The following is a 25,052-nucleotide window of genomic DNA, read 5'->3' as shown; positions in this document are numbered from 1 at the left end:
TACGATCAACAAAAATTAATGTATAAAAATACATTAGCAAGAGTTGTGCGGTTCTTTAAATACAAAAACAGATGAAAAATAACACAAATGATGAATTTTTTCCCTTTAAAAAATTTCAAAATTAGTTTTCAATTTTTAGAAAAAAACAATGACAAAAAAATTATTTACTTCCATACAGATTATGACTTCTGTGTATATGTATGCACAAACAGGAAATGTCGGAATCAATACGCCAAATCCTACAAACACTTTACATATCAAAGGAAACGGAACCAGTGATCCTTTGCGGATAGAAAATCTTCTATTTGCACAGAATACGGCGGGGACTTTGGTAGCAGATTCCAATGGAGTTACAAGACTTAAAAACCTTAATACAATAAGCAGTGTAAGAGTTTTAGGAAGTATGAATCTTGCGGCAGACAATACTTTGTATGCAACAAATGTAAGCTCAACTCCTGTGAAAAATTTTGATAATCTTAGTGAATTTAGCGGAAATACCTTCACAGCAACTCAAGCGGGTTTGTATCTGGCAACTTTTACAATCGATTTTATGCAGCAAACCACAGGTGACGGTTATTTAGGATATGCTGTCATTTTAAAGAACGGAACAATTATAGAAAGTAATTCTGCAAAAATTGCATTACCGGAAAACAATGGAGTTCCTGATTTTTACAGTTCCGAGGCGACGGTTATAATTAAATTGAATGCTTCCGAGCAATTGAGTTTTCAGGCTAAATCTTATGGAGCAGATGCTTCTGCAGGAGCCCAATATGATATCCATATTACACGTTTAGACTAAAATCAAATGAAAAAAATAGTATATCTAAGTATTTTTGTAGGAATTAAGGTTTTTTGTCAGGTAGGTATAAATACTTCTTCACCTACAAATATGCTTCATATTAAAGGAAACGGTGTTTCTGATGCTTTAAGAATAGAAGGAATAAGATCAGGTGCCTCAAATTTGGAAAATCTTGTTTCTACTTCAAGCGGAATTGTTAAAAGACAAAATCTTAATACTGTAAGTGCCGTTCGTGTTTCCGGAAATCTGGATATGCCTGTAAATAATACAATTTACGGTACAAATGCGACAAGTACTCCCATAAAAGAATTTGATAATCTTAATGAGTTTAGCGGAAATGCTTTTACAGCTTCACAAACAGGATTGTATTTTGTAACACTCAGTATTTTATATCCGCAACGATCTGCCACATTAGATCATGGAGATGGCTATTCGGCTTATGCGTATATTAATTTGCCCTTTTCACCAGCTTTTCATGTAACCAAAGTTGTTCCGCCTGAAAATGGATTGAGTATGGTCGGTCAAAATGCAAATGCAAAAGCAGTGATCAAATTAAATGCAGGTCAGACAATTTCTTTTTATGGATTAATGTATGGTTCGACAGGAAATATGACGGGAGCTACTTATAAAATAAACATTGTAAGGATAGATTAAAATTATTGTAAGCAAATGAATTTGAAAGAAATACATATTGGAAAATTAATTACCGAAATTGTAGATGAAAATAAAATAGAGATGCTTCGAATATGTAATTTCTTTGACGTTTCAGAAGATGACATTGAAAATATGTTCAATTCTCACGATCTGAGGACTGATATTCTCTTGAAATGGAGCAAGCTTTTAAAATATGATTTTTTCAGACTGTATTCACAGCATTTGATGTTGTACGCTCCGCCATTGAAACGGAATGCTAAAAATGAAGATGACGGAAAGGCTAAAATTCCTCATTTCCGAAAAAATATATATACAAAAGAGATTATCGATTTTATGCTCGAAATGCTTGAAAATAAAGAAAAAACCAAAGAACAGATCATAAAAGACTACAATATTCCAAAAACAACTTTATATAAATGGATAGAAAAAAATGAAAAGTAAACTAAATTGGAAAATAGTTTTTAAAATTATAATGCAGAGATAATAATTTTACCTCTGCATAATTTTGTTATTTTACCACCCGACTTCACCCGTTTCAGGATTCGTTTCTTCACTGAAAAATTTGTCGCTTGGTACGTTCTGATCAATAAGTGCATATTTCGCAACACGTTTTCCAGCTTCTTCAACTTCACCTCCGTTGTAACCCGTAAAATCTGTTTGATCTATCTTGTTGAATTAATTAATGATAAAGAAGTTAAAATAATTCTTGTTTTATAAATTAAATTCACTAATTTGGGATAAAATAAAAACAGACTCCGAAAAACTAAACAAAAAATTAATTATTATGAAAAATCTAAAAAAACTATCAAGAGAGAATTTAAGAAGTGTACAAGGAGGATATACTCCAGAATGTCTAGCCAGTATGCAGTCTTTTGATTGTCAGCTAGAGCCGGGACCAGGCTTAACTTATATGTCTGTTCCGGGTTGTCCAGCTGCTGTTAAAAGATATTGTGTTTTCTTGTAATTAAGTATTTTACACCAAATTATATATTATTTATCAATAAAATACTTAGTGAATATATTAAAAAATAAAAACCTCTGAAAAATTCAGAGGTTTTCTGTACCCAGGACCGAACTACCGTATATTTTTAGTTAATTTTAATGTTCTTAAACTATCTAAATATCAGTATATTTGAATAGTGTAGAATTTTGAAATAGAATTTTGTCTGATTTTTCATTCACTTAATTTCAAAATAAACCACCTTTTTAGCCACCCTTTAATTTATTTAATTTAGGTTTAATTGAAATGAAAGTAAGTTTTGAATTAAGAAAAGAGAAAATTAATGCAAATGGATTAATACCCGTTCAGTTTGTTGTTAGAGCTGAAGGAGAAAGAATAAGGAAAAATGTTGGCGTTTCAGTATTGGAAAAATATTGGAGTGGTTCCAGAGTTAAACCGAATGCTAAAAAAGAACCAAGTAATAATTACCAATTTTTGAATGATAAACTTCAGAAAGCTGAAGAGAAAATCAATGATATATTTTTCTTTTTCCGGGCAAATAAGCTTGAGTTCTCCAAAGAACTATTTTTAAAAAAGTATGATAGTGAAGAAGAAATTAAAACTGCTCACTTTGACTTCTTTGATTGTTTTAAAGAATTTATAGAAAGTGGTAAACTTTCAAAAGCCTACAATACAACAAAAGCCCAAAATACGGTTAAAAATTTCCTTGAAGAATTTCAAAATGACAAAAATTTCAAAATTGAATTTGACAGTATTGACGACTATTTTTTTGAAGAATTATCCAAGTATTGTTTTTTTGAAAAGAAGATTAAAAATAACTACTTCGCTAAAATTATTGCGGTAATTAAAACAATGCTTCGCTGGAGTATTAAAAAAGGCTATAACGAAAATCGGAAATTCGAAGATTTCAAAGCTTCAGAACATGATATCGATATCGTTTATCTTACTTTTGACGAGCTGATGGTTCTTTATAATAAAGAATTTGAAAGCGAGAGATTAAGCCACGTAAGGGATTTTTATTGTATGGGATGTTTTACCGGATTAAGATTTTCCGATCTTTCAAAGCTTCACCTGGCAAATATTTCTGAAGAACACATTATTTTATCAATTCAAAAAACTAAAACTCAAAATCATGCTATTAAGCTAAATAAATACGCAAAAGAGATTTTGAATAAGTATAAAGGCACTATTTACGAGCCGTTACCACATATTTCATCACAGAAATTCAATGATTATATTAAAGAATGCTGTGAGGAAGCCGAAATTACACAGCCTTTCACAATACATTGGTTTGTTGGCAATCAAAAAAAATCATTGACAAAACCCAAATGTAAATTTATTACAAGCCATACAGCCAGGAAAACATTTATCACAAATTCTCTACTGTTGGGTATGGAGCCGAAGGCAATTAAGAAGATAGCAAATATTAAAAAAGATGCTGTTCTGGATAAATATATGAAAGTTACTGAAGCATTTACTGATGATCAAATGGATAAAGCATGGAAATAGACGATTTAACTATATTAAAATATATTACACCTGAATCTGTTAATATTTTAAAGACTTATTTAGAAAAGGATTCAAGTACATATTCAATTTTAGAAAAATATGAAGAAATTTCATATTTAGGTCCTTCAGAAAAATTTTTCTTTTTATTTAAAGAGCATGAAAAATTTATAAATAGAAATCATGAAATTCTTCATAAGCATTCAGCTCATTTATTATCAGTCATGGGATTATTATTTATGATAGAAACAAATGGTTATATGACAGGAAACTGTTCAATATTTGATCCGGTATATGGTGAGTATGGTAGGGTCATCCCCCCAGATCATTCTTTTCCTGAAGATGTTAATATTGAATACAGACTCACAGATAATGATAGCTCCATATGTATTATTGATTTGTTTTTTAATATAGAACTTAATAAAATAATGAGACTAGTAATGGAACGATATCAAGATCATTCTAATTACGGAAGATCACAATTTTTAAACTATGATATTGCTTTTAATGACTTAGATGTAATCAATCTTTATCCTTTTTTATTCAAAGGCACTAGAGAATTAGAGAGTCATATGAATGTTATTTCAGAGAAATTCAATTTTTTCGATAAAAATAAAATTATTGATAATTTTCAAATTATTAATAATAAAATTCATTTGGTTTTTGAAGAAATTACTTCGAGAACTAAATGTAACTATATTAAGTGTTATAACTTCTTTAATTTTAGAAGTCGTGCATTACGGTATTCAGATGAAAATGATGAATTGTTTAAATATCTAGACAAATATTTTTTTCCAAGAAAACTGAGAAAATATGATCCTCAATACTATGTTACTTTTTTCATTGTTTCAATAGATTTTGAATTACCTGACTTGGAATTTGTAAAAAACTATAATGAAAAATATTATTTTGATGATGATATTAATATTTACGATAGTATTTATGGTTATAAGGAATTACTTATTTACGGTGATGAAGTGAAAGAAGAGAGTTTATTGAAGGATAATATTAAAAATATGCTAAATAGTAGTAAATACAGAAATTTACTTAAAGTGAATATCGATCTTAAAAAGACTATTATATTGTTTGATGGCTTTATTGACAAATGCTTGTACGGTAACAAACGACTGAAAAAAGACTTTAAAGATCTATTTAAGTTTATTACTGATGAATCTATTACAGTATTTCCAACAACCAATGAACTGACTGTTGAAAATATAAAATATATTATGCGTTTTTTCGGAAATTATAAAAGTATTGAGTTTGATTACAGTATTTCTGATTTACAGTATTTATTAACACATTTTGCTAATAAACCAGAAGAAGATAAAAATACTTCTATAGATAGAGCTCATAGAATGGATAGATTTAAATTAGACAAAGAAATACAATACGAGCTAAACTCATTAGTCCGATAAAAATTTTATAGTGTAAAATTATTCATCTGATAATCATTATTTTACAATGTTTTTAAATTCCGTTTTTTAGCGGAATTTATTTTTTTGTCTTTTTAAACTTGAACTTTGGCATTAGAAAAACCAATAAAAGTTTACTAAAATGTCAATACAACTTTATTCACATTCTAAAGGTGATTTAGAAAAAGCCGTTGAGATTATTCTTAATAAGGCTCATAATTTTATAGCTCCTTTAAAAAATGAAGAAAGCCAACCTGAAGATCTAATTTCTCAGACTGAAGCTTCAAAATTTCTACATGTTTCTATTCCTACAATTATTGACTGGAGAAAAAATAAGAATCTTCCGCATTATAATTTCAGTGGGAGGTTTTACTATTCGAAAAAAGAGCTTCTAGAATACGGTAGAAGAAATCGTAAATAGTCAGAATTGTAATGAACGAATTACACGAATTGATTAAACAGCTAGATTCTTTACGTAATAATACAACCAGGAAAGAATTTTTGAATTCTATTCAAAGAAATCCGGAACTATCAAGACACCATCTTCGGAGATTAGCCTGTAACATTCTAGTGCAGGAAAATTTCGTAGACAAGTATTACAGAGAAAATTTTATTGAAACGTTAGAGAAATTATTTTCAAAAACAATTTCAATTTTTCAAAGGATTTTTAAAGCGTTAAGGAGAAATTAAAAATGACACATATGGTTTCCGATCAAAGTAGAAAAATTGTTAAGAAAAGCTATGATGACATTGAGAAGGCTGAATTTATAAGAATAGGTAACCAATTTGCAGATGACTTTTTGTTTCAGAATAATAAAGCAACGGATATACCCATAAATGCGTTAAGAATTATTTTCAATATAATATCAATTCTTAGAAATGATCAGTTTATGCCTGAAAAACAGGTGAGGCAACTCACTCTTTTTGATGAAGAATTCGAAACTGAAAATAATGTGTTTATCTCGATGAAAATCAGAAATAGAAAGATTTCAGAAAAAAGATCCAGTAAACAAATTGTTGAAGCATATGAATATCTTACAAAATTCAGAATGGGTTGGTACACATCAAAAAATATAGCAGGTAAGGATATTAAAACTTTTGGAGGGCTGATCTCTTTACCAACATATGAAGAAAGAGGATATACATCTTTTTTAATAAGTAGTTTTTGGCTTAAAAAATTGATTGTCTTGACAGAGTATAATCATGTTATGTATGAATTGGTTTATAAAATCAGAAATAACAAACACGTTTTGTTTGCAATATGGTTATCGAAGATTCCTGAGAACGGTACGACTCTGAAACTCTCGACTTTTAATCAGAAGTTTAATCTTAATTATAAGAATTCAAATGATTTCTGCATTAAGTTTTTGAAGCCAATCAGATTAAACCTCAATAAATTAAATCATCTATCATTCAATTATAAATACCAACATGATGCAATTTCAATTATCCCGTATTTAAATAAGAATATTGAAGAAGGGCTTTTAACAGAGAAAGCTAATGATGTTAGACTTATAAATCGAAGGATAAGATATTTTAAACAACGATATTATTTAGAAAATATTGACTTAACCAGATTCTTGTATAGTTATTCTAATATTTTAAAGATAAGGCTCCAAATAGAAGAAGCTTACAAAAGATTCATTAAAGAAAATAGGAGTAGAGGAAAAACTTCTACTAATATTAAAGGGATTTATTTCCTTCAGAAATTACAAGAATTTCTTATTGAAGTTTACCGGGAATCAGAAACCGGAAAAAGATTTCCGGATGCATATCCAGTCATCATATAATTTAGTTTGCGGTATTGCACTCCTGTATTTGCGGTATTGCGCTCTCTCAAATTGCGGTATTGCACTCTCTGAAGTTAAGGAAATGTTAAAATTCTAGTTTTTATCGTCAGGTTTGCGGTATTGCGCTCTTTTCTACATCAAATTTTTAGCTGAAAAGTAGTAATTAGGAAAAATCTTGGTGAATTCACCCATTGTTTGCGGTATTCCGCTCGGACATAATTGATGTTTTTGCGGTATTGCACTCTTGTTTTTGCGGTATTGCGCTCCTGTCAATTGCGGTATTGCACTCCTGTCATTTTTAACTCAAACGACCACCTGCAAACGGTTTGCTGGAATTACTAAAATATATATTAAAAGTATTTAAAAGTTCTCTTTTTTATTAAAAGGAATTTTTGCTGATCAAAATAAAAAAATGAACTGTAAACAATTTAATTCAGTACAATTGGAAGAAGTCCTCCTTTCTCTCGGACACCTTCCAAAAAAACAAAATGAAAAAGAAGCTTGGTTTCTCAATCCTTTCGGAACCGAAACTGAAGCATCTTTTAAGCTCGATAAGCGCCAAAACATATGGTATTTACACTCTGAAGGTGTTGGCGGAAATAACATCGATTTTTTAAAGAAATATTTTAATTATTCCATCAACGAAATTCTCTCCTGGGCATCCGAAAAAAGTTTTTCTTCTTTTCATCAGCAGACGGAAATTGAAAAGCCAAATTATAACATCACTGATGTTGCGGAAATTCAAAATTGGAATCTGAAAAAATATTTATTTGAAAGAGGTCTTACTCAAAGATCATTCAGATTTTTAAAAGAGATAAAATTTACGATCAATAATAAAAAATTGTATGCTGTTGGATTCGAAAATTTATCCGGAGGATGGGAACTAAGAAATTCATTTTATAAAGGTTCACTTTTGAAAAAAGATATTTCGATAATTAAAAATGACAGCAATAAAATTGTTGTTTTTGAAGGATTTTTTGATGCGCTTTCTTATATCGAACTTCAAGAAAAATTGAAAGAAGATATTCTAATTCTGAATTCAATTTCGATGTTAAACAAAGCCAAAAATTACCTTCAAAACTATTCGGAAATATTACTTTTTCTTGACAATGATCTTGCCGGAAAAAAGACAAAAGATGAATTGTTGTCTTCGTTTTCCAATGCAGTAGATTATAGTTTTATATATAAAGATTACAAGGATTTTAATGAGTTTCTCGTGGCTGATAAGGGTGGATTTATCCAGCAAGACGAAACTGGGCAGAGCCACTGTTTCATCTTGCCCCTTCGGGGAAATAACTGACCGTCAATAAATTACAATATTTAATCTTTTTGAAAGTATATATCAAGGATATATAAATCTCTTGTAGAGCTTTATTCATCGAAGTTATTACATATAAATCAATATAATGGAATCTATTAAAAAGCCAAATACAACAATTGCTATTTCTCAACAAGACCTGAAAAGACTGGAGAGCTTTGTAAGAAAAAAAGGACTTTCGAAGAAAGAATTTATTACAGTTTCATTAGATTTTTTTGAACGTACCGGATTGGATCCGGTTAAACATGAATCTCCAAAAGCAGAACTTGAAAAAGTGATAAAAAGAATAGATCAGATTGTTGCTTTTATAAAAACTCAGGAGAAAGAAACTATACGTCCAAGTTTTGAAGCAATTGTCTCGAGTGAGGAAAGAATTAAAAATGATCTTTCAAAAATTCTGAAAATTGAACATTTTAATGAGTTCATTAGAGGGTTTAATTCTTTTGCTATGGAAACTAAAAATTCTTTGAAATTATTAAATCAAAGTAATCACAATGAACATTAAAATTCAGGGTGGTGAAAGTGGTAAATATTCAAATTCCGGAAGTTCATCAAACCTAGTTGATTATTTAGAACATGAAGACCTGGAAAGAATGAAGGAGGGAAAACAGGTTGAACACTTTTTCTCTTATGACCAAGATAGAGTTCCTTCAACTGAAGTAATTGAATCTCTTGACAACAATAAACAAAAGCTGACAAAAGAAGATGCAAAATTCTTTGTCATTACTGTGAGTCCTTCAGAAAAAGAATTAGAACAAATTGGTAAAACCTCCCAAGAAAGAAGCAACGCTCTGAAAGATTATGTAAGAAACGAAGTGATGCAAAAATATGCAGAAAATTTTGGAAAAGGATTACAGGCAAAAGATATCATGTATTACGCTAAGATCCATCATGAAAGAAATATGAAAAATAATATTGATATGCATGTTCATGTAGTTGTTAGCAGAAAATCTTTAGACAAAAGAATGAAACTTTCTCCAATGACAAACCATAAAAATACAACTAGAGGACAGGTGAAAGGAGGTTTTGACCGTAAAAATTTCATTCAAAAATCCGAAGATGCTTTTGATAAGAAGTTTGCCTTTCAAAGAAACTATCAACAATCTTTTGAATATTGTAATGCGATTAAAAACGGTACAATAGAAGAAAGAAAAAGAGTAATAGAAACAGCGATAAAGCAGGAATTTGCAAAGCAATATGAAATTAAAAAAACTGTTGAACAAAATAAAAAAAATAACCAGGGCTTAAGCCTATAAAAAATAATAAACATGGAAAAAGATCCAATTTTAATGATAAAATTTATCATTGTCGCAATGTCTCTATTTTTATTGTATATGCTAGGAGTAAAGATTATAGGTATTAATTCATTCTTCTACAATATATCTCAGTACGGATTTTCAGTAGTGGTATCTTCTGAAGCAAGTTTCATGGCAAGATTAAAATTTTTAGTAGTAGGAATTTGTTTCGGATATGCAGAGCTTTTCTACATTCTGATTCAATTCTGGATTGTAAAATCTTTAATTCCGCCACTGAAAACACCTTTCAATTTTTATAAAAAACTGATTTTTTATCCGTTCGGGTATATTAATAAACAGTTTACGGGCTTTTCATTTTTGAGAGATTCAAAGAAAAAATTTCAGGGATTAACTTTGCAAACTAAAAAAAGAACCGTTCAAATTCCTAATCCTTTTCGTGGGATTTTGGTGATAGGCGGCCCCGGAGCAGGAAAATCTGAAAGTTTTGCAGTCCCATTTATACGAGAGTTAGCACAAAAACAGTTTTCAGGTATCTGTTATGATTTTAAATATCCGGCACTAGCAAATGATATAGAGCTTTTCTATTCAGATTCAGGTGTTAAGCATTATGTTTTGAATTTTAATGATTCACTTAAAAGCCATAGATGCAATCCTTTTAATCCGAAATATTTACCTCATTCAGCGTATGCAAGGGAGTACGCTTCTGCCATCACCAAAAATTTGATGAAAGAATCTATCAAGAAAGAAGATTTTTGGTCACGTTCTGCAACAGATCTTCTGACAGCCTGTATTTGGTTTCTAAAGAAAGAATATCCCGAATATTGTGATCTTCCGCATACTCTAGCATTAATTGCGACAAATCACACTGATTTAATTGCTTTACTATCTTCAAATTCCGAAACCAAGGCAATGATATTGTCGCTTGCTACAGCTCTAGAGAGCGAAGCAAATTCACAATTAGCGGGAGTAGTTGGATCATTACAGGGTGCAGTAGCACAAATTAATACTCCGGAGTTCATGTATATTTTCGGAGGGGAGGATTTTGATTTAAATATTAATAATCCGGACAACCCAATTGTTTTAACGGTGGGAAATAATCCTTCCATAGCAACTACGTTAGCTCCCTTGTGCAGCTTGGTTATCTCCGTTGCTGCAAAACAATTGAATCAACCTCGTAAACACCATTCTTTTGTACTACTGGATGAATTTCCAACTGTTTTTATTAATGATATCCAAACTCTTCCTAATACAGGAAGAAGTAATAAAATTGCAAGTATGTTTTTCTGTCAGGATCTTTCACAACTTACGGATGGTTACACAAAAGAAAAAGCAGATGTGTTATTTGCGAGTTGTCTGAATCATTTTTACGGTCAGGTTTCCAGTAGTCATACTGCAGATATTCTCAGTAAACAGTTTGGTAAAAAAGATCAATATTTTGAAAGTAACAATACTTCACGTCATTTTCTCAATCCATTTAAAAGAAACGTTGGTCAAAGCCGATCTGTGCAAGAAAGAGACGTTTTCAGAAATTCAGTTTTTATGGAGTTGCCAGTTGGTGAATTCATTGGAAGAGTTGCCGAAAGTTCTGAAGCTTATATTCATGAGAAATTTTTACCTGTTAAAAGAAAGCAATTAGCCTATCAGATAGACAGTCAGTTTAAAAACCAACCCGATTTCGTCATTACTGATTATTACGAAAAAGTTCGGGATGAAGTCAATGAAATTATTTCTCTTTTCAAGGGCGAAATTAATAAGAATGAATGCAAGCATGATCGATCGAGGCAAATGAATCCGGCTCCCGATAATAGTTCTGAAGAGTTTAGCGGAATCAATATAATTGAAGATGAAGAAACTAATTCATCGGCTGAGCTTGAAGAGAATGAAAGAAACTTTAAGTTTTCAAGCAGAAGTCTATAAATCAAACAATCATTAAATAATTATAAAAAACAAAAAAAGTTATGAAAATACTACAGAGCAAAATTTCAGTTTGGGGCATTGTAACCCTATTAATTGTAATGATCTTTTTGATCTCAATTGCAATAACAAAAGATTCAGTTAAAACAACAGCGGAAAAGCCGAAAGTAGATTATAAAGAACTTGACAAGGCTTTGTTTGGAAATACAGAAGATAATTGAAATCTTTTTTGACAAAAATTAATCGGATGGTTAAAAAAGCTAATTTGCTAATTAAAAATATAGGAAATGGGAAAAGCACTCACAGTTCAAGAAATACAAAATAGAATTGATAAAAAGACACCAAATAGATTTCGAGTGGACGATACTTTTAAATCGGAAAGGCGAATAAAGGTAAAAGCTTTTTGTTTTAAGCATAAAAAGCCTTTTTCACAAGATTTAAGTAATTTTCTCCATGAAAATGATGCTTGTCCGGATTGTGGAAGAGAAAGAAAACGAGAAAAGGAGAAACCCGGGAAAATAAAAAGATTTCAAGAAAAAATTAATAGTAATAAACAGTATGAAGGTTTGTACTTTATTCGGGATATAATTTACAATGATGATGAAGAAAGAACCTATGCTCATGTTGAGTGTATTAAGCATGGTTTACTAGAGGAAAACATATTTAGAACAAAAGATCTGCACAGAAGAAAACCTTGTAAAATATGTCAAGAGCTAAGATCTCCTAGAAAAACTGACGAAGAAATAATTTTAGAAATAAAAAATAAAATTCAAAATTTTGAAAATTTCCCTATTCATAAAATTGAAAGAGAAGAAGGAAGAATATTTATTTTCTTTAGTTGTAAAACCCACATAAATCAACGAATAAAGCCTAAACAATTTGATATTATTCAAAGTAAAACAAATACAATTCCTTGTGATAAATGTAGAAGTTTATTTTTAAAAAAATTAAAAATAAAACATACTGGAGAAGAATTTATAAAATTAGGGAAAGAGATTCATCCTGAATATCTTTATAATTTAAACGATATAAATAACGCCATTTTAGAGAACTTTAAAAAGATTCCTGTAATATGTCCCGAACATGGTATTTTTTTCACAAATTATGATCGGCATATCTATTCTAAAGGTGGTTTTTGTAAGGAATGTAAAAATAATTCTTATTATGAAAATAAAATTGTAGAGATAATTTCACAAAAATATAAATTAGATTTTGTTAATAATATTGCTGTCTTTCCCGAGCTAAAACACAAAAAAAAATTAAGACCAGACATTTACATTGAAAGTTTAAAATTACTTATTGAATATGATGGACTTTATCATTTTAAACCCAAACCCCCACATTATGATTTGAATAAATTTTTAGAAGCTGTAAAAAGAGACGAAATAAAAAACCGGTTTGCTAGAAAGGAAAATAAAAATCTTTTAAGAATTCCATATACTAAAAGAAATAAAATAGAAAATATTCTATCTGACTGTATTAATGAAATAAAATTGGGAAAAAGTTTCTATAAAATACATTACATGTCATTTATTGTTTTTAAGAGAATTAAAATAATTAAACTAAGAAAAGATAAATACGGGTTTTTAAAAAAAATATTACTCGAAAATAAAAGAAAACCGTATTTTTTTATCGAATCTGGACTAAACGAAATAGCAACAGGAAAAATAAGCTAACCAGGCTTAATACTCAGCTTTTCTGAAGCTACTAGCTAAATCAAACAATTTTTACGACAGCTGTGCTACAGCATAAAATTTTGGAATCTCTCCAGAACAGGGATTTCTATATCTAAAAAACAAACCTTAAATAATGTTAATTTAAAATTTTAAAAAATGAAAAATAAAATCAATTTACTAATTACCAGTGTATTACTTATTTTTTCTAATGTGTTTTATTGCAACTCAATCAATCATAAATTTAGTGGTCAGAATTTTAAAATGTTCTTTTCTTGCGGATCAGAAGATTTTGAAAATATTCCCGCAAGCTCCAGTTCTTTTGAAACAAATAGCTGGGTAAATAATAATATTACATGGACGGCTTCTGATTCGAGAACCGATCAAACAATTAATAATAAAGCTATTGTTATCAGGAATGGAAATCTAACCAGTTCGATTATAACAGAAGGGATCAAAAGCCTTACTGTCACTACACAATTAAAATTTGCAGGAAATCCGGGAAACCTTATTCTGAAAATTAATGATATCCAGGTTGGAATGATACCATTTAATTCCGGAGTTGTGACAACAACACTTGATAATATAAATATCGCAGGAAATATCATTATTAAACTTGTAAATCCTAATACGGGGCAAAGAGTTGCTATTGATGATCTTTCCTGGACATGTTATTCAAATTTGGGAATTAGTGAAATTGATAAGGTAGTTCAGCTTTCAATTTATCCTAATCCAATTAAAAATGGTGAATATCTGTATCTTAATAAAAAGGTAAATGAAGTTCTTATTTATAATAGTGAAGGAAAACTGATTAAGAAATCAAATTTAAAAAGCAATTCAATATTAATAGATAATCTATTGAAAGGTGTATATTATCTTAAAACAGAAAATACAACACATAAATTTTTAGTTAATTAATCATTTAAATTGTAATCTTTATGACAAAAAAATCCATCTCAAATAATTTTAGAGATGGATTTTTACGAGTTAATTTTAACTCAAAATGAAAAAACTGTTCAGATTTTAGAAATCCTGCGGTTAAGCTGTTCAGATTTTATAAATCCTGTTTTTTCGTTGGTAAAAATAGTATATTTTTTTAAAAAACAATTTTTGAAGATATGTTTCGTACTGTTCCTGACTTTTAATTATAAGTTATTTAATGATGATAAGATAATAAGAGGATATATAAGGTTGTTGTTGGATGGGGTTGAAAAAAAGTAAGTTGATAAAATGATTTTTAAAAAAGAAAATATCTGATCTAATATTATCTTTTCAATAAAAGCAGGAATTATTGATTGTGTTATTTAATTGATGTTTATGTATGGAATATATCAATTTTTCACCTCTGTCATAGGAACCGTAATTTAATTTTGTATCTTTATGATTCATATAATTATTGCCTTATTTTATAGGAGAAAGTTTTTGAGATTTTGAACACATTTAAAATATATTATTATGCCATTACTAACAGCAACAACTATTGCCGTCTTATATCCTTTTTTAATAGAACTCGCAAAAAAAGGAGCAGAAAAAATTGTAGATACAAGTAGTGAAAAACTTACTGAGGGTAGCATTAAGTGGTTAAAATCTTTATTCTTCAAGAATGATGAACCTAAAAATGCATTGAAAGAATTAATCAATGAACCTGACAACAAAGAAAAGCAAAATGCTATTAAAGCTATAATCGAAAATTCCATTGAGGACAATCCCGAATTTGAAAATAATTTAACAGAAATTTTAGAAAAACTTCCAAAAGTTGAAAATACAATCACCAACAGTAAAAATGTGATTACAGGAAATGTAAATACGGGTGGTGGAAATTTCATAAACGGAGATAGTAATCAAATTTCTTAGTAAGTGGATATACAAAAGAATATTATAAGTGACTCCACCATTCATACAAATGGTGGAGATTTTATAAATGGGGATAATAATTTTATCGTTAAAATCATTTTTAATCCGGATGATAAGAGTGTAAAAATAAAGAGCATAGTAAAACAGACTAAAAATGTTCTCAATAAAATTCAGCCAGATATTGCAGGAGTTTCCCTTGAAAGAAATTTAACGGATTTGCCCCTAAATGATATTATAAGTAGGCAGCAATTTGTTTTTATAGACGGAGAAGCAGGTTCTGGTAAGTCTGCATATGCAAAGCATATCTTAGAATCTTTGAATAATACTTGCATTATTTCTTTTGCTGCTGATCAGTTATTGAAAAGTTCTCTCCTCAATACATTAAAAGATTGTAATATTGATTTAAGTCTTGAGGATGTCTTTAATGAGTTTCCTGAATTTCCTAATAAACTAATTTATGTCGATAGTTTTGAGAAACTAATGGAAGGAGATGGCGAGGCATTCAGAGAGCTACTTTACATCTTAAAAGAAAATCCGGATATCAAATTAATGGTATCCTGCAGAAGCTATGCTTTAGAAATATTAAAATTAAATTATTTTGAAGTAGAGCAATTACATAATTCTTATACAATAGAGGTTCCGAAGCTTACAGACCAGGAATTGCAATATTTTATTGATAATATTCCGGCATTAAAATCTATTGTTGAAAATGTAAATCTCAATGAGCTATTGCGGATTCCTAAATATCTATCGCTAGCCAATAAGCTAATCTCATTATCGGATAATGACTTTTCTAAAATAGGGAGGATAGAATTTAAAAATAAGCTTTGGAAAAACATTGTTGGAGGGAAGAGTGAAGAGAAAAGGTGTAGGGCGTTTATAGATGTGGCTGTAAAAAGAGCTAAAAACCTCACATTACTTACTTCTGTCAATGAGTTTGATTTAGACAGTGTAACAGCACTCAAATCTGATGGTGTTTTATATGAGGAGAATCAATTATATGCTCCATCCCACGATATTTTCGAGGATTGGGGACTCATAAAATATATAGATAATTTATATCTGGATAGTAAAGATGTTACAGATTTTTATACAAAATTAAGTAACGAACCAGCAATCAGAAGAGGCTTTAGATTATGGACAGAATCTAAAATTGAGGAATCTTCCAGCTGGATTTATGATTTCATTATCGACACGACAAATTCTTTACAAGTCGAAAGTTATTGGAAAGATGAGATTTTAACCGCAATAATTAAATCAGACCTTTGTTTAAAATATTTTAATGAAAATGAACAGAAATTATTAGAAAATAATTGTGAACTTCTTTTAAGATTTATACATCTTTTAAAAATAAGTGGTAAAGACTCTAATCAGGTTCCTAACAATATTGGTTGGGACATTGTTATCAGTTTTTTATATAAGCAACGTAAAAATCTAATCTCCATACATATTCAAATTGTCCGGCTGTTGCTTGATTGGGAAATAGTACTCAATTCAGCTAAAGAAAACAAAGTAACTGCAAGATTGGTAGGATTATTACTCTATGACATTTTAGAAAATGATAATAAAAGCGATGAAGAACTCAATATTGGAAATATAAGCTCCTTAAGAAACAGCTCAACAAAGCTATTGTATCGTTTGGGTGAATATATTCCGGATGAAGTAAGAACTATGCTGGAAAGTCTTATAAAAGAAGCTAAAGAGGGGGAATTATATGACAATCGTAGCGAAATAAAATATGCCTTGTCTTATTTTTATTCGGGAACATTGCCAAAATTTTTTCCTGAAGAGCTCATAGTTTTAGCCGAGTCTGTCTGGAAGAAAGAGCAAGATGAAGATTATAGCGGTACAGATGTGAATTTTCATTTTGGATTAATCAACAGCTATGATTTTAAATATTGTCCTCATAGTGCCTACCAAACTTTTATTTTAAAACTGCTTCATTCTCATCCTTGGAAAGCTTTAAACTTTATAATAGATTTTACAAACTATTGTTCCGGCAAATATACTGCATCAGATTTTTTGAAGGAAAGCAGATTTATGACCACTTCGGATGATATTACAGACATTGAAATATTATATGAAGATGAAAAATATCAGATTAAAGGTTCAAATTATTTATGGTCTATCAATCGTGGCGGACAAATAACGGTTCCTTATTTGTTGCAGTCGGTCGTAGTGTCTTTGGAAAAATATTTGTACGATTTAGGAAAGATAGAATCAGAGAATGTCAATACAATTTCACAGACATTCTTTGACAAGATATATAAAAATTCTGACAACGTCATTCTTCTATCCGTATTGGCGAGTATCACAATGGCATATCCTAAAAAAGTGGGGGATAAATTTTTACCGTTATTATCAGATAAGTTATTTTTTGACTGGGATAGAAATAGATGGTTAAATGACTATTCAAAAAATTCTTTCTATGGTTTTGGTATTGGTGATGCTATTGGTGAATTATGTGATAGAGAGCGTTTGGATGCATTGAACTGGGAACACAGACAAAAATATCATAAAGGACTGACAGGGTTTTTACTGCAATATCAGATTTTATATGGTAATTTTAACGGGAAGCTCTTTGAAATGATTGATTATCTTGAAGCAAGCAATACCGAGGAAGATTTCTATTTGTTAAAGTTATTAGCGGAAATCGATATCAGAAAACAAATCATAGAACAGGTAGAATACGAAGGACAAAAAGTTATACAAATTGGACCAAATTATACATCAGATACTTCCTTGGAAAAGGAAATGAAGAAAAATGAGGAAGATCAAAAAAATTATGATGAAGCTTCCAAGTATCATTTGTGGATTTCTCAAACGTACAAAAATCTTGAAGAGAACAATAAAACGTACGAGTTTTGGCAGGAATCCCTTAATTATTATCAAAATGAAAATCATCATTATGCAGATATTGAATATTTCAAGATAAATGTTTTTCCATTAGGTACATTAGTCTCTTTAGGCTTGGATTTATTTTGCGATCAGTTAAATGATGAAGAGTTTAATTTTTGTGTAGAAACTATCTTAAAAATGGCAGAGGATTTTTATAATAATAAAAAGAACCAAAATGATTTTAGTTTTGAAAGTTTAATGCCTAAAGTGAGTGTTTATGATTATGACTCGGTGTATAGTTCACTGCCAAAACTAATACTACATAAAAAAAGATTAACAGAAGAGCAATTAGAAAAGGTAGAATTAATGATATTTCTTTTTCTCAGAGATCTTCATATTAAGGAAGAACATCACATGAAAGAATTTTACCATTCTTTCAAAAAGTATGTTTGGGAAAATGATTATCAATTTGCTTATAATTGTTTTATTGCTATTATTCTTTATGCTGAATTTTTCAAGAAATACAGGAAGGGGGCTCATTATTCGGAAGAGCAGCTACAGTTGATACAAAATGAAGAAAATACCATCTTGAATTTTGTTGACAATAATAAAGCACCTTATGAGCTTGTAAATTTATCTTACACTAAATATTCTTATTTTGAGCTGGAAAAAGTGTTGGGAATTTTTCCAGTGGACAAGGATTATGATTTTTCATATGACTTTATTAAGTCTATGTTTGATGCACAATATGAATCTTATACATCTGAAAATCGGGAATATTCTTCCGAACATTACTATGAAATAGAGGTCACCATAAGGCATTCTTTAATAACTTATCTATTATATAATTTTACTCAAAAGAATGAAAATTTCTTTCAAAATCTCATTGAACTTAATCCAAAAGAAATAGGATATAAAAGAATTGAATTTATAAAAAAAATAATCGAAGACCTGTATTTCAAAATAGACAGGCATTCGGAAGATATTTCAATGAAAGAAAATTTTTGGAATTATTGGAACAAATTATTTTTACAGGTAAAGGATTCAAAGCATTTTTTATTACAGGAATTTTTATTCTACAGTAAATGGTGGAAAACAGAAGCAGATAATTGGACAATATTAAAACCGAATGAGATTTCACAGAAATATTTTAATATGCTTGATAAGTTAAATTATGCCCATGTTGATGCTTTATTACAATTATTATCAGGAATTGGTTTTCAAAGTTTGATGCCTCAAGGAATCGCTGTTTTGGTTAAACATATGAAGGATAATAATGTAAGCATGGTAGACGGTGATAACTATTACTATGGCGAAAAGTTAATAATGAAAGTATTTAAAGAAAAATTCAAATTAGTTAAAGAAAACAAAAAAATATTGACTGATTTTTTAGAGTTTTTAGATATAATGATTTTATCTGGTTCATCGAAGGCTTATTATATCAGAGAGAATTTGATTCTGTATAAGACTATATGATAATAACTTATGTTAACCAATTTTGAAATAGAAATTCGGTGAATTATTTAATGATTATTTTTTTTTTAAATTAAGAAAATATTTGGTGATTTATAAATATTAAATCTCAAAAAAAAACGATATGAAAAACATATGTATTGATTTTAACGTCCTAATTTCTTTAGATTGAATAAATTAATTGATTCCTATAATAGCAATATAAAATATATTAAACCATGAAAGACAGAACAACATTACCAACAATCAATTTCGAATTACCAGGATATTTATATGATCTTCTGAAACAAGAAATAAATAGCATTAAACATTCAGAAATAAATACTCCTCAAAATAGAGAATTAAAGCTTGAAAATGTAAAGCGAAAACTATTGTGGCAAGAAGTAACAATTAGTGATTTTAAGATCGTAAATCATAGATCAGAAACTATTCAAGTTTCTCCGAGTTTTCAAAACCCTTTTCAGGGGCAAACTGTAGATGTATTTATTGTAACTGTAGAAGCAACAACAACAGGTAATTCAGAATTATTTAATTATTCGCCACAAGCAATTAGATTTAGTTCTAATATGGATAGTAATGTATATCAGCCAGTTAATGATAAGATAACTATTGATATACAGTCCAAAATGTTGGACAAGAAATTAATAATAGAAGAGGCTAATAAAAAAATGATTTTTACAAATTACCTCATTGAAAATAATAATCAATATATTACTGACTTTAACAGATCTTTTGAAAATAGAATAGAAGAGCATTTCAATCAAAAAGCGGATGAAATTGAGCAACTTTATTCATAAATAAAAAGAGCCCGTCTCACAACTAGTGAGCACGGACTCTTTTGTTAATTTTATTGATCCCCTCCCTCAGAGATTGGTTTTTAAATAGAGGATTCCCAACCCCATCATTTAGTTGTGAGACAAATTCCTATTATTTTCTAATTAATTTCAAAAAAACATTCATTCTAATTACAGCCAATTGTAATATTCCAATAATTTAAAAGATTCTCAAGATTATCTCTAACAGTTGAATCAGCATCACTTCTTAAATAGTTATCAACTACACTTACTTCTGCGCCTAAGCTCCACAATTTTCTATTATAATCCCAAATTGCCGTTCGCACATAATGATTGTTTACTAACCTAATAGCTTCAGCTTTGGAATATTTTTCAGCTTTAGCAACATCGAATGTATTTGGTGTATTGCGCTCAGTTAAAAGGTGAACCGCATAATCTGTAATTACTCCGTTAGTATCCTTCCAGACACCGGATATAGCATATTGTGCCATGATATTTATTTTTTTATTACTTCAGTAATAACAAATCTCAAACCTAAAATATATTTGTTTAGAACAAAAAACAAAAAAAGTTTTAAAAAACATCAAAATTCACATTAATATAGGTGTTAACTATGAAATTATTATAGAGGAATTTTTGGCATACTGTTAATTGAAAATCTGCCATTTTGGCTTTTTCCTTTTTATGAATGGTTCTTTAAGATTAAATTGGGCTTACGGACAAGCTTGCAATTAATATAGGAATAACTTTAGAATAGACTTAAAAAATCTCATAAAATAATATTTTTATTATTTTCATGTGGCAAAAGTTTAAAACATAAGAGTAAGTTCATACGGAAGACATAAAATTTATAAAATACTATAGACTTATATATAGTATTAATAGTTAGTAACTCGAAGATATAATTTAACAAAAGGTTCCTAAGGTTAAATAATAAAATTAGCCACCTTTTTGACCACCCTAAAAATCAAAAACCTCTGAAAATCAAATGATTTCAGAGGCTTTTAGTACCCAGGACCGGGATCGAACCGGTACTCCTAAGAACTGGTGTTTGAGACCAGCGCGTCTACCAATTCCGCCACCTGGGCAAGTGTGTTACCTTGTTTCTAATTGGTGTGCAAATATATGAACATTTCTTAATACTCCAAAGTTTTTTAAAGAAAATTTTTTAAAAATTTATCTCCAAACCGTCGTAGGCAAGGTGCATTCCGGATGGAAGTTGTTTATCTTCAATATCATGCAGACCTAAATGATGACTGATATGAGTCAAAAATAATTTTTTAGGTTTTAGTTCTTCAAATAACTTAATCACATCTGGAAGGATAAAATGTGCCGGATGCGGATCAAACTTTCTGATGCAGTTTAAAATTAAGACATCAAGATTTTGTAATTTCTCTTTTTCAGTTTCTGAAATAAATCCTGCATCTGTAATATAGGCAAGGTTTTTAAATTTATATCCAAAAGCTGTAATTTTAAAATGAATCACTTCGATCGGAATGATTTCGGTATTTAAAACGGTGAAAGGTTTATTTTTAATTTCATGAAGATCAAAAGCCGGAGCTCCCGGATATTTTATATCTGCAAATGCATATGGAAAACGGTTTTTAACTTCATCGGCGACTCTTTTATAACAGTAAAGGGGAATATTTTTTCCACTTTTAAAGATCAACGGACGCATATCATCTAGCCCGATCACATGATCGTTGTGTTCGTGGGTAAGAAGTGCAATATCTACATTATGTTCTTTATTTACAAGCATTTGCTGCCTGAAATCTGGTCCACAATCGATAAGGATTTTTTTGTTTTCATCGGTAGTCACTATCACAGAAGATCTCAGACGACTGTCTTTTGGATTACTCGAAGTACACACTTCACAAGTGCAACCAATCACGGGTACACCTTGGGAAGTTCCCGTTCCTAAAAATTTCAACTTCATTTTCTTTTGAGGTTGGTTTAATTTTGGTAAATTTACGAAAAATTTAATGTCCTAATGTATCAGAAACTAACTCCTAAACAAAAAGCATTAACAATTAATCTAGATCCTACTATTTATGGTACTTTCGCAGAAATTGGAGCAGGGCAGGAGACTGTTCGACACTTTTTTAGAGCAGGGGGAGCTTCGGGTACAATTGCTAAGGCAATGTCTGCTTACGACAAAGATTTTAGTGATGCGATCTACGGAAAAGAGGTAAAAAACAGATACGTTACCCAAAACAGACTTCGAAAAATGCTTCGATATGAAGTTGCTTTGATCGAAGAAAGGATTTCCCGAGAAAACAACCCAAACAGAAAGTTTTTTTCTTACGCGAACACCGTTACCACAATCAATTTTGATAAAACTGTAAAAGGTCACGGATGGGTAGGAATTCGTTTTCAGGTGAAAGAAAATGAGGATTATAATGAAATTGTAATTCACGTAAAATTCAAAGAAAATGATGCTACTTTACAACAGGAAACTTTAGGGAATCTTGGAGTAAACCTTATTTTCGGTGCATTCCATTATTACGATAATCCAAGAAATTTAGTTGAATCTTTATACGACGATGTTGCAAAAGACAATCTTGAAATTGATATGATCGATTTCAGTGGACCGGCATTCGAGTACGTAGATAACAGATTGATGTCTTTACAGTTGGTAAAACACGGAATGACAGATGCTGTGATTTTTAATTCAGAAGGAAACAATATGCTCCCTGCAGATATTTTGTACAAGAAAAATATTTTTGCGGTAAGAGGAAGTTTCAGACCTGTAACGAAAGTGAACATCGATATGCTGAAAAATGGTATGGATATGTTCCTTAAAGATTCTGCTTGTATTCAGGATGATACGGAAGTTTTGATCGAAATTACCATTTCAAACCTTCGTGCAGACGGAGATATTGACGAAAGAGATTTCCTTGATAGGGTAGATGTTCTTGCTAAATTAGGTTATACCGTTATCGTTTCAAATTACTCAGAATATTATCGTTTGATCGATTATTTTGCGTCATACACAAGCGGAAATATTGGTGTTGCAATGGGAGTGAATAACCTGTTGATGGTTTTCGATGAGAAATATTATAAAGATCTTTCAGGAGGAATTTTGGAAGCTTTTGGGAAATTCTTCAGAAACGGAATGAGAGTTTATCTTTACCCTTACAAAGATCCTGAAACTCATGAATTACTGAATTCTGATACTTTAAAAGTTGAAGAAAACTTAAAAGAATTGTATAAATATTTCAAACATAATGATCGTATTGTAGATATTACAAATTACAATCCGGAGTTTTTGGAAATTTATTCAAGAGATATTTTGAAAAAGATAGGTTGCAATATCAAAGGTTGGGAAAACCAGCTTCCGGAAGGTGTTGCGGAAATGATAAAAGAACGTGGAATGTTCGGTTATAAAGAAGAACTTTCGCTTAAACAATTCTCTTAAAACATATATTAAAATGTCAGAATTAAAGAAAAGACTTTCGTCTATCCTTGAAAGTCCTAAACATAATACAGAAGAAAAACTTGAAAAAGTGTGTCATCTTCTAGATCAGGAAATTTCTTATTTCAACTGGACGGGTTTCTATTTTAAAAATGGAGATAAAGACGAGTTGAAATTGGGACCATACGTTGGAGCACCGACAGATCACGATATTATTCCTTATGGAAAAGGAATTTGCGGTCAGGTTGCTGTTTCGAATGAAACATTTGTAGTTCCTGATGTTCATCAGCAGGATAATTATTTAAGCTGTTCAATCGATACAAAAGCAGAAATTGTAGTTCCGATTTTCAAAGACGGGGAAAATGTTGGTCAGATCGATATTGATTCTCACACGATTGATCCTTTTACAGCCGAAGACAAAGAATTGTTGGAATGGCTTTGTAACGAGGTTTCAAAAATTTTATAAGTAAGAATTTCTAACCACAAAAGTCACAAAAGTAAATAGTTTATCAAGAGTGTCATTATTGAGGAACAAAATTTTAGATTTTATTCTTCTTCATTTTTGAGGCTTTTGTGGTTTAAAATATAGACTCCGGTTCATTTGAATCAGAGTTTTTTTAATTAAAAGCAATCAAATTTTAATCGATTCAACTTTAGAAATTAATTCCTTGAAATAATTTTCGCATTTCGCGATATGCGTTCCGTACCAGGAAAAAGCTTCTCCATCTACGATCATTATTTTTTTGTCAGGATAGAATTCCTTCAATTCTTCAATATGTTTTTCTTTAAAAGGAAAAGGCTCAGAAGAAAGCATAATAATATCAGCTTCAGCCAAATCTTCAGTCTGAATTTCAGGATAACGTTTTTGGTCTTTAAATATATTTTCAAAACCAATTTCACCCAGAATTTTATGAATAAAAGTATCTGAACCTACTGTCATATAAGGGTTTTTCCAGATGAGGTAAGCTACTTTTATTTTTGAATTAATTTTAGCTTGATTGAGAACATCGTAAATTTTCAGATTAAATAATTGTGCACGATCTTCTTTATTAAAGATTTTTCCAAGATTTTTAAGGAGATAATAATTGTCCTCAATATTTTCAACGTTGGAAACAATTACTTTAAAATCATTCATTAAAGCTTCAACTTGTTCTTTGATGTTTTCTTCTTTGTTGGCAAGAATTAAATCAGGTTGCAATGCTTTAATTTTATCGATATTAATATTTTTAGTTCCGCCGATAATGGTGACATTTTTTACTTTTTCTGCAGGATGAATACAGAATTTTGTCCTTCCGATAACTTCTTTTTCTGTTAAACCCAAATCAAATAAAGCCTCAGTAATCGAGGGAACCAAAGAAACAACTTTCATAGTAATATTTTAGATCTTGCCTA

23 protein-coding genes and 1 tRNA gene are annotated in these 25,052 nt (G+C 30.0%); 20 read left to right on the top strand and 4 right to left on the bottom strand.

All coding sequences use genetic code 11. From position 1 onward, the window contains the following. Positions 1 to 148: 148 nt before the first annotated feature. The 18 genes from ABD940_RS16980 (at position 149) to ABD940_RS16900 (ending at position 20,248) form a co-directional block, all read left to right on the top strand. The gene (locus ABD940_RS16980; protein ID WP_345206662.1) at positions 149 to 799 is read left to right on the top strand and encodes a hypothetical protein; all 651 of its coding nucleotides are present in this window, start codon (positions 149 to 151) and stop codon (positions 797 to 799) included. A 6-nt stretch (positions 800 to 805) separates the two neighbouring features. Beyond that, positions 806 to 1,453 (top strand): hypothetical protein, encoded by a 648-nt coding sequence (locus tag ABD940_RS16975; RefSeq protein WP_345206660.1) that lies wholly within the window; start codon positions 806 to 808, stop codon positions 1,451 to 1,453. 15 nt (positions 1,454 to 1,468) lie between these two features. Next, a complete protein-coding gene (locus ABD940_RS16970) occupies positions 1,469 to 1,894 on the top strand; it encodes a helix-turn-helix domain-containing protein (protein WP_345206658.1) in 426 nt (141 codons plus the stop codon). 343 nt (positions 1,895 to 2,237) lie between these two features. Next, positions 2,238 to 2,417 (top strand): bacteriocin-like protein, encoded by a 180-nt coding sequence (locus ABD940_RS22920; RefSeq protein WP_425550370.1) that lies wholly within the window; start codon positions 2,238 to 2,240, stop codon positions 2,415 to 2,417. Between the two features lie 282 nt (positions 2,418 to 2,699). Further along, on the top strand, positions 2,700 to 3,923 hold the full coding sequence (locus ABD940_RS16965; protein WP_345206656.1) for a site-specific integrase: 1,224 nt from the start codon (positions 2,700 to 2,702) through the stop codon (positions 3,921 to 3,923). Beyond that, positions 3,914 to 5,338: a hypothetical protein gene (locus ABD940_RS16960; RefSeq protein ID WP_345206654.1), complete on the top strand. Its 1,425-nt coding sequence runs from the start codon at positions 3,914 to 3,916 to the stop codon at positions 5,336 to 5,338. Before ABD940_RS16965 ends, ABD940_RS16960 begins: the two co-directional genes overlap by 10 nt. Before the next feature lie 139 nt (positions 5,339 to 5,477). Then, positions 5,478 to 5,756: a helix-turn-helix domain-containing protein gene (locus ABD940_RS16955; RefSeq protein WP_345206652.1), complete on the top strand. Its 279-nt coding sequence runs from the start codon at positions 5,478 to 5,480 to the stop codon at positions 5,754 to 5,756. A gap of 280 nt (positions 5,757 to 6,036) precedes the next feature. Next, positions 6,037 to 7,125, top strand: coding sequence for a hypothetical protein (locus ABD940_RS16950; protein ID WP_345206650.1), 1,089 nt, complete (start codon positions 6,037 to 6,039; stop codon positions 7,123 to 7,125). 412 nt (positions 7,126 to 7,537) lie between these two features. Then, complete coding sequence (locus tag ABD940_RS16945; RefSeq protein WP_345206648.1) at positions 7,538 to 8,425, top strand: toprim domain-containing protein; 888 nt, start codon at positions 7,538 to 7,540, stop codon at positions 8,423 to 8,425. Between the two features lie 106 nt (positions 8,426 to 8,531). After that, positions 8,532 to 8,948, top strand: a complete 417-nt coding sequence (locus tag ABD940_RS16940) for a BfmA/BtgA family mobilization protein (protein ID WP_345206646.1) — start codon at positions 8,532 to 8,534, stop codon at positions 8,946 to 8,948. Next, positions 8,938 to 9,699, top strand: a complete 762-nt coding sequence (locus ABD940_RS16935) for a DUF5712 family protein (RefSeq protein WP_345206643.1) — start codon at positions 8,938 to 8,940, stop codon at positions 9,697 to 9,699. The genes ABD940_RS16940 and ABD940_RS16935 overlap by 11 nt, the downstream gene beginning before the upstream one ends. A 12-nt stretch (positions 9,700 to 9,711) precedes the next feature. Then, positions 9,712 to 11,616, top strand: coding sequence for a type IV secretory system conjugative DNA transfer family protein (locus ABD940_RS16930; RefSeq protein WP_345206641.1), 1,905 nt, complete (start codon positions 9,712 to 9,714; stop codon positions 11,614 to 11,616). Between the two features lie 41 nt (positions 11,617 to 11,657). After that, complete coding sequence (locus tag ABD940_RS16925; RefSeq protein ID WP_345206639.1) at positions 11,658 to 11,834, top strand: hypothetical protein; 177 nt, start codon at positions 11,658 to 11,660, stop codon at positions 11,832 to 11,834. Between the two features lie 66 nt (positions 11,835 to 11,900). After that, a complete protein-coding gene (locus tag ABD940_RS16920) occupies positions 11,901 to 13,289 on the top strand; it encodes a hypothetical protein (RefSeq protein WP_345206637.1) in 1,389 nt (462 codons plus the stop codon). A gap of 156 nt (positions 13,290 to 13,445) precedes the next feature. Next, positions 13,446 to 14,204 carry a T9SS type A sorting domain-containing protein gene (locus ABD940_RS16915; protein ID WP_345206635.1) on the top strand — a complete coding sequence of 253 codons (759 nt, stop codon included), beginning with the start codon at positions 13,446 to 13,448 and terminating at the stop codon, positions 14,202 to 14,204. A gap of 537 nt (positions 14,205 to 14,741) precedes the next feature. Next, the gene (locus ABD940_RS16910; protein ID WP_345206633.1) at positions 14,742 to 15,140 is read left to right on the top strand and encodes a hypothetical protein; all 399 of its coding nucleotides are present in this window, start codon (positions 14,742 to 14,744) and stop codon (positions 15,138 to 15,140) included. Between the two features lie 3 nt (positions 15,141 to 15,143). Continuing rightward, complete coding sequence (locus ABD940_RS16905) at positions 15,144 to 19,454, top strand: hypothetical protein (protein ID WP_345206631.1); 4,311 nt, start codon at positions 15,144 to 15,146, stop codon at positions 19,452 to 19,454. Between the two features lie 215 nt (positions 19,455 to 19,669). Beyond that, positions 19,670 to 20,248: a hypothetical protein gene (locus ABD940_RS16900; protein ID WP_345206629.1), complete on the top strand. Its 579-nt coding sequence runs from the start codon at positions 19,670 to 19,672 to the stop codon at positions 20,246 to 20,248. 164 nt (positions 20,249 to 20,412) lie between these two features. Here ABD940_RS16900 and ABD940_RS16895 read toward each other — a convergent pair whose 3' ends face one another. The 3 genes from ABD940_RS16895 to ABD940_RS16885 all read right to left on the bottom strand — a co-directional run bounded on the left by ABD940_RS16895 (position 20,413) and on the right by ABD940_RS16885 (position 22,181). Then, positions 20,413 to 20,736 (bottom strand): DUF3892 domain-containing protein, encoded by a 324-nt coding sequence (locus ABD940_RS16895; RefSeq protein WP_345206627.1) that lies wholly within the window; start codon positions 20,734 to 20,736, stop codon positions 20,413 to 20,415. Positions 20,737 to 21,253: 517 nt separating this feature from the next. Then, positions 21,254 to 21,333 (bottom strand) — tRNA-Leu (locus tag ABD940_RS16890). A gap of 80 nt (positions 21,334 to 21,413) precedes the next feature. Beyond that, a complete protein-coding gene (locus tag ABD940_RS16885; protein ID WP_345206626.1) occupies positions 21,414 to 22,181 on the bottom strand; it encodes an MBL fold metallo-hydrolase in 768 nt (255 codons plus the stop codon). A gap of 54 nt (positions 22,182 to 22,235) precedes the next feature. Between ABD940_RS16885 and ABD940_RS16880 the strand changes: the two genes are divergently transcribed. Together ABD940_RS16880 and ABD940_RS16875 are read left to right on the top strand one after the other, a co-directional pair. Beyond that, a complete protein-coding gene (locus tag ABD940_RS16880) occupies positions 22,236 to 23,663 on the top strand; it encodes a TonB-dependent receptor (RefSeq protein WP_345206625.1) in 1,428 nt (475 codons plus the stop codon). A gap of 13 nt (positions 23,664 to 23,676) precedes the next feature. Next, positions 23,677 to 24,126, top strand: coding sequence for a GAF domain-containing protein (locus tag ABD940_RS16875; RefSeq protein WP_345206624.1), 450 nt, complete (start codon positions 23,677 to 23,679; stop codon positions 24,124 to 24,126). A gap of 165 nt (positions 24,127 to 24,291) precedes the next feature. On the opposite strand, the gene ABD940_RS16870 is transcribed toward ABD940_RS16875, so the two are convergent. Beyond that, positions 24,292 to 25,029 carry an ABC transporter substrate-binding protein gene (locus ABD940_RS16870; protein WP_345206623.1) on the bottom strand — a complete coding sequence of 246 codons (738 nt, stop codon included), beginning with the start codon at positions 25,027 to 25,029 and terminating at the stop codon, positions 24,292 to 24,294. Positions 25,030 to 25,052 lie beyond the last annotated feature (23 nt).

Origin of the sequence: Chryseobacterium ginsengisoli, from assembly GCF_039542325.1 — a bacterium.
Taxonomy (GTDB): domain Bacteria; phylum Bacteroidota; class Bacteroidia; order Flavobacteriales; family Weeksellaceae; genus Chryseobacterium; species Chryseobacterium ginsengisoli.
Note: the sequence above shows the minus strand (reverse complement) of the source record. Positions and strands in the feature narration are given on the sequence as shown.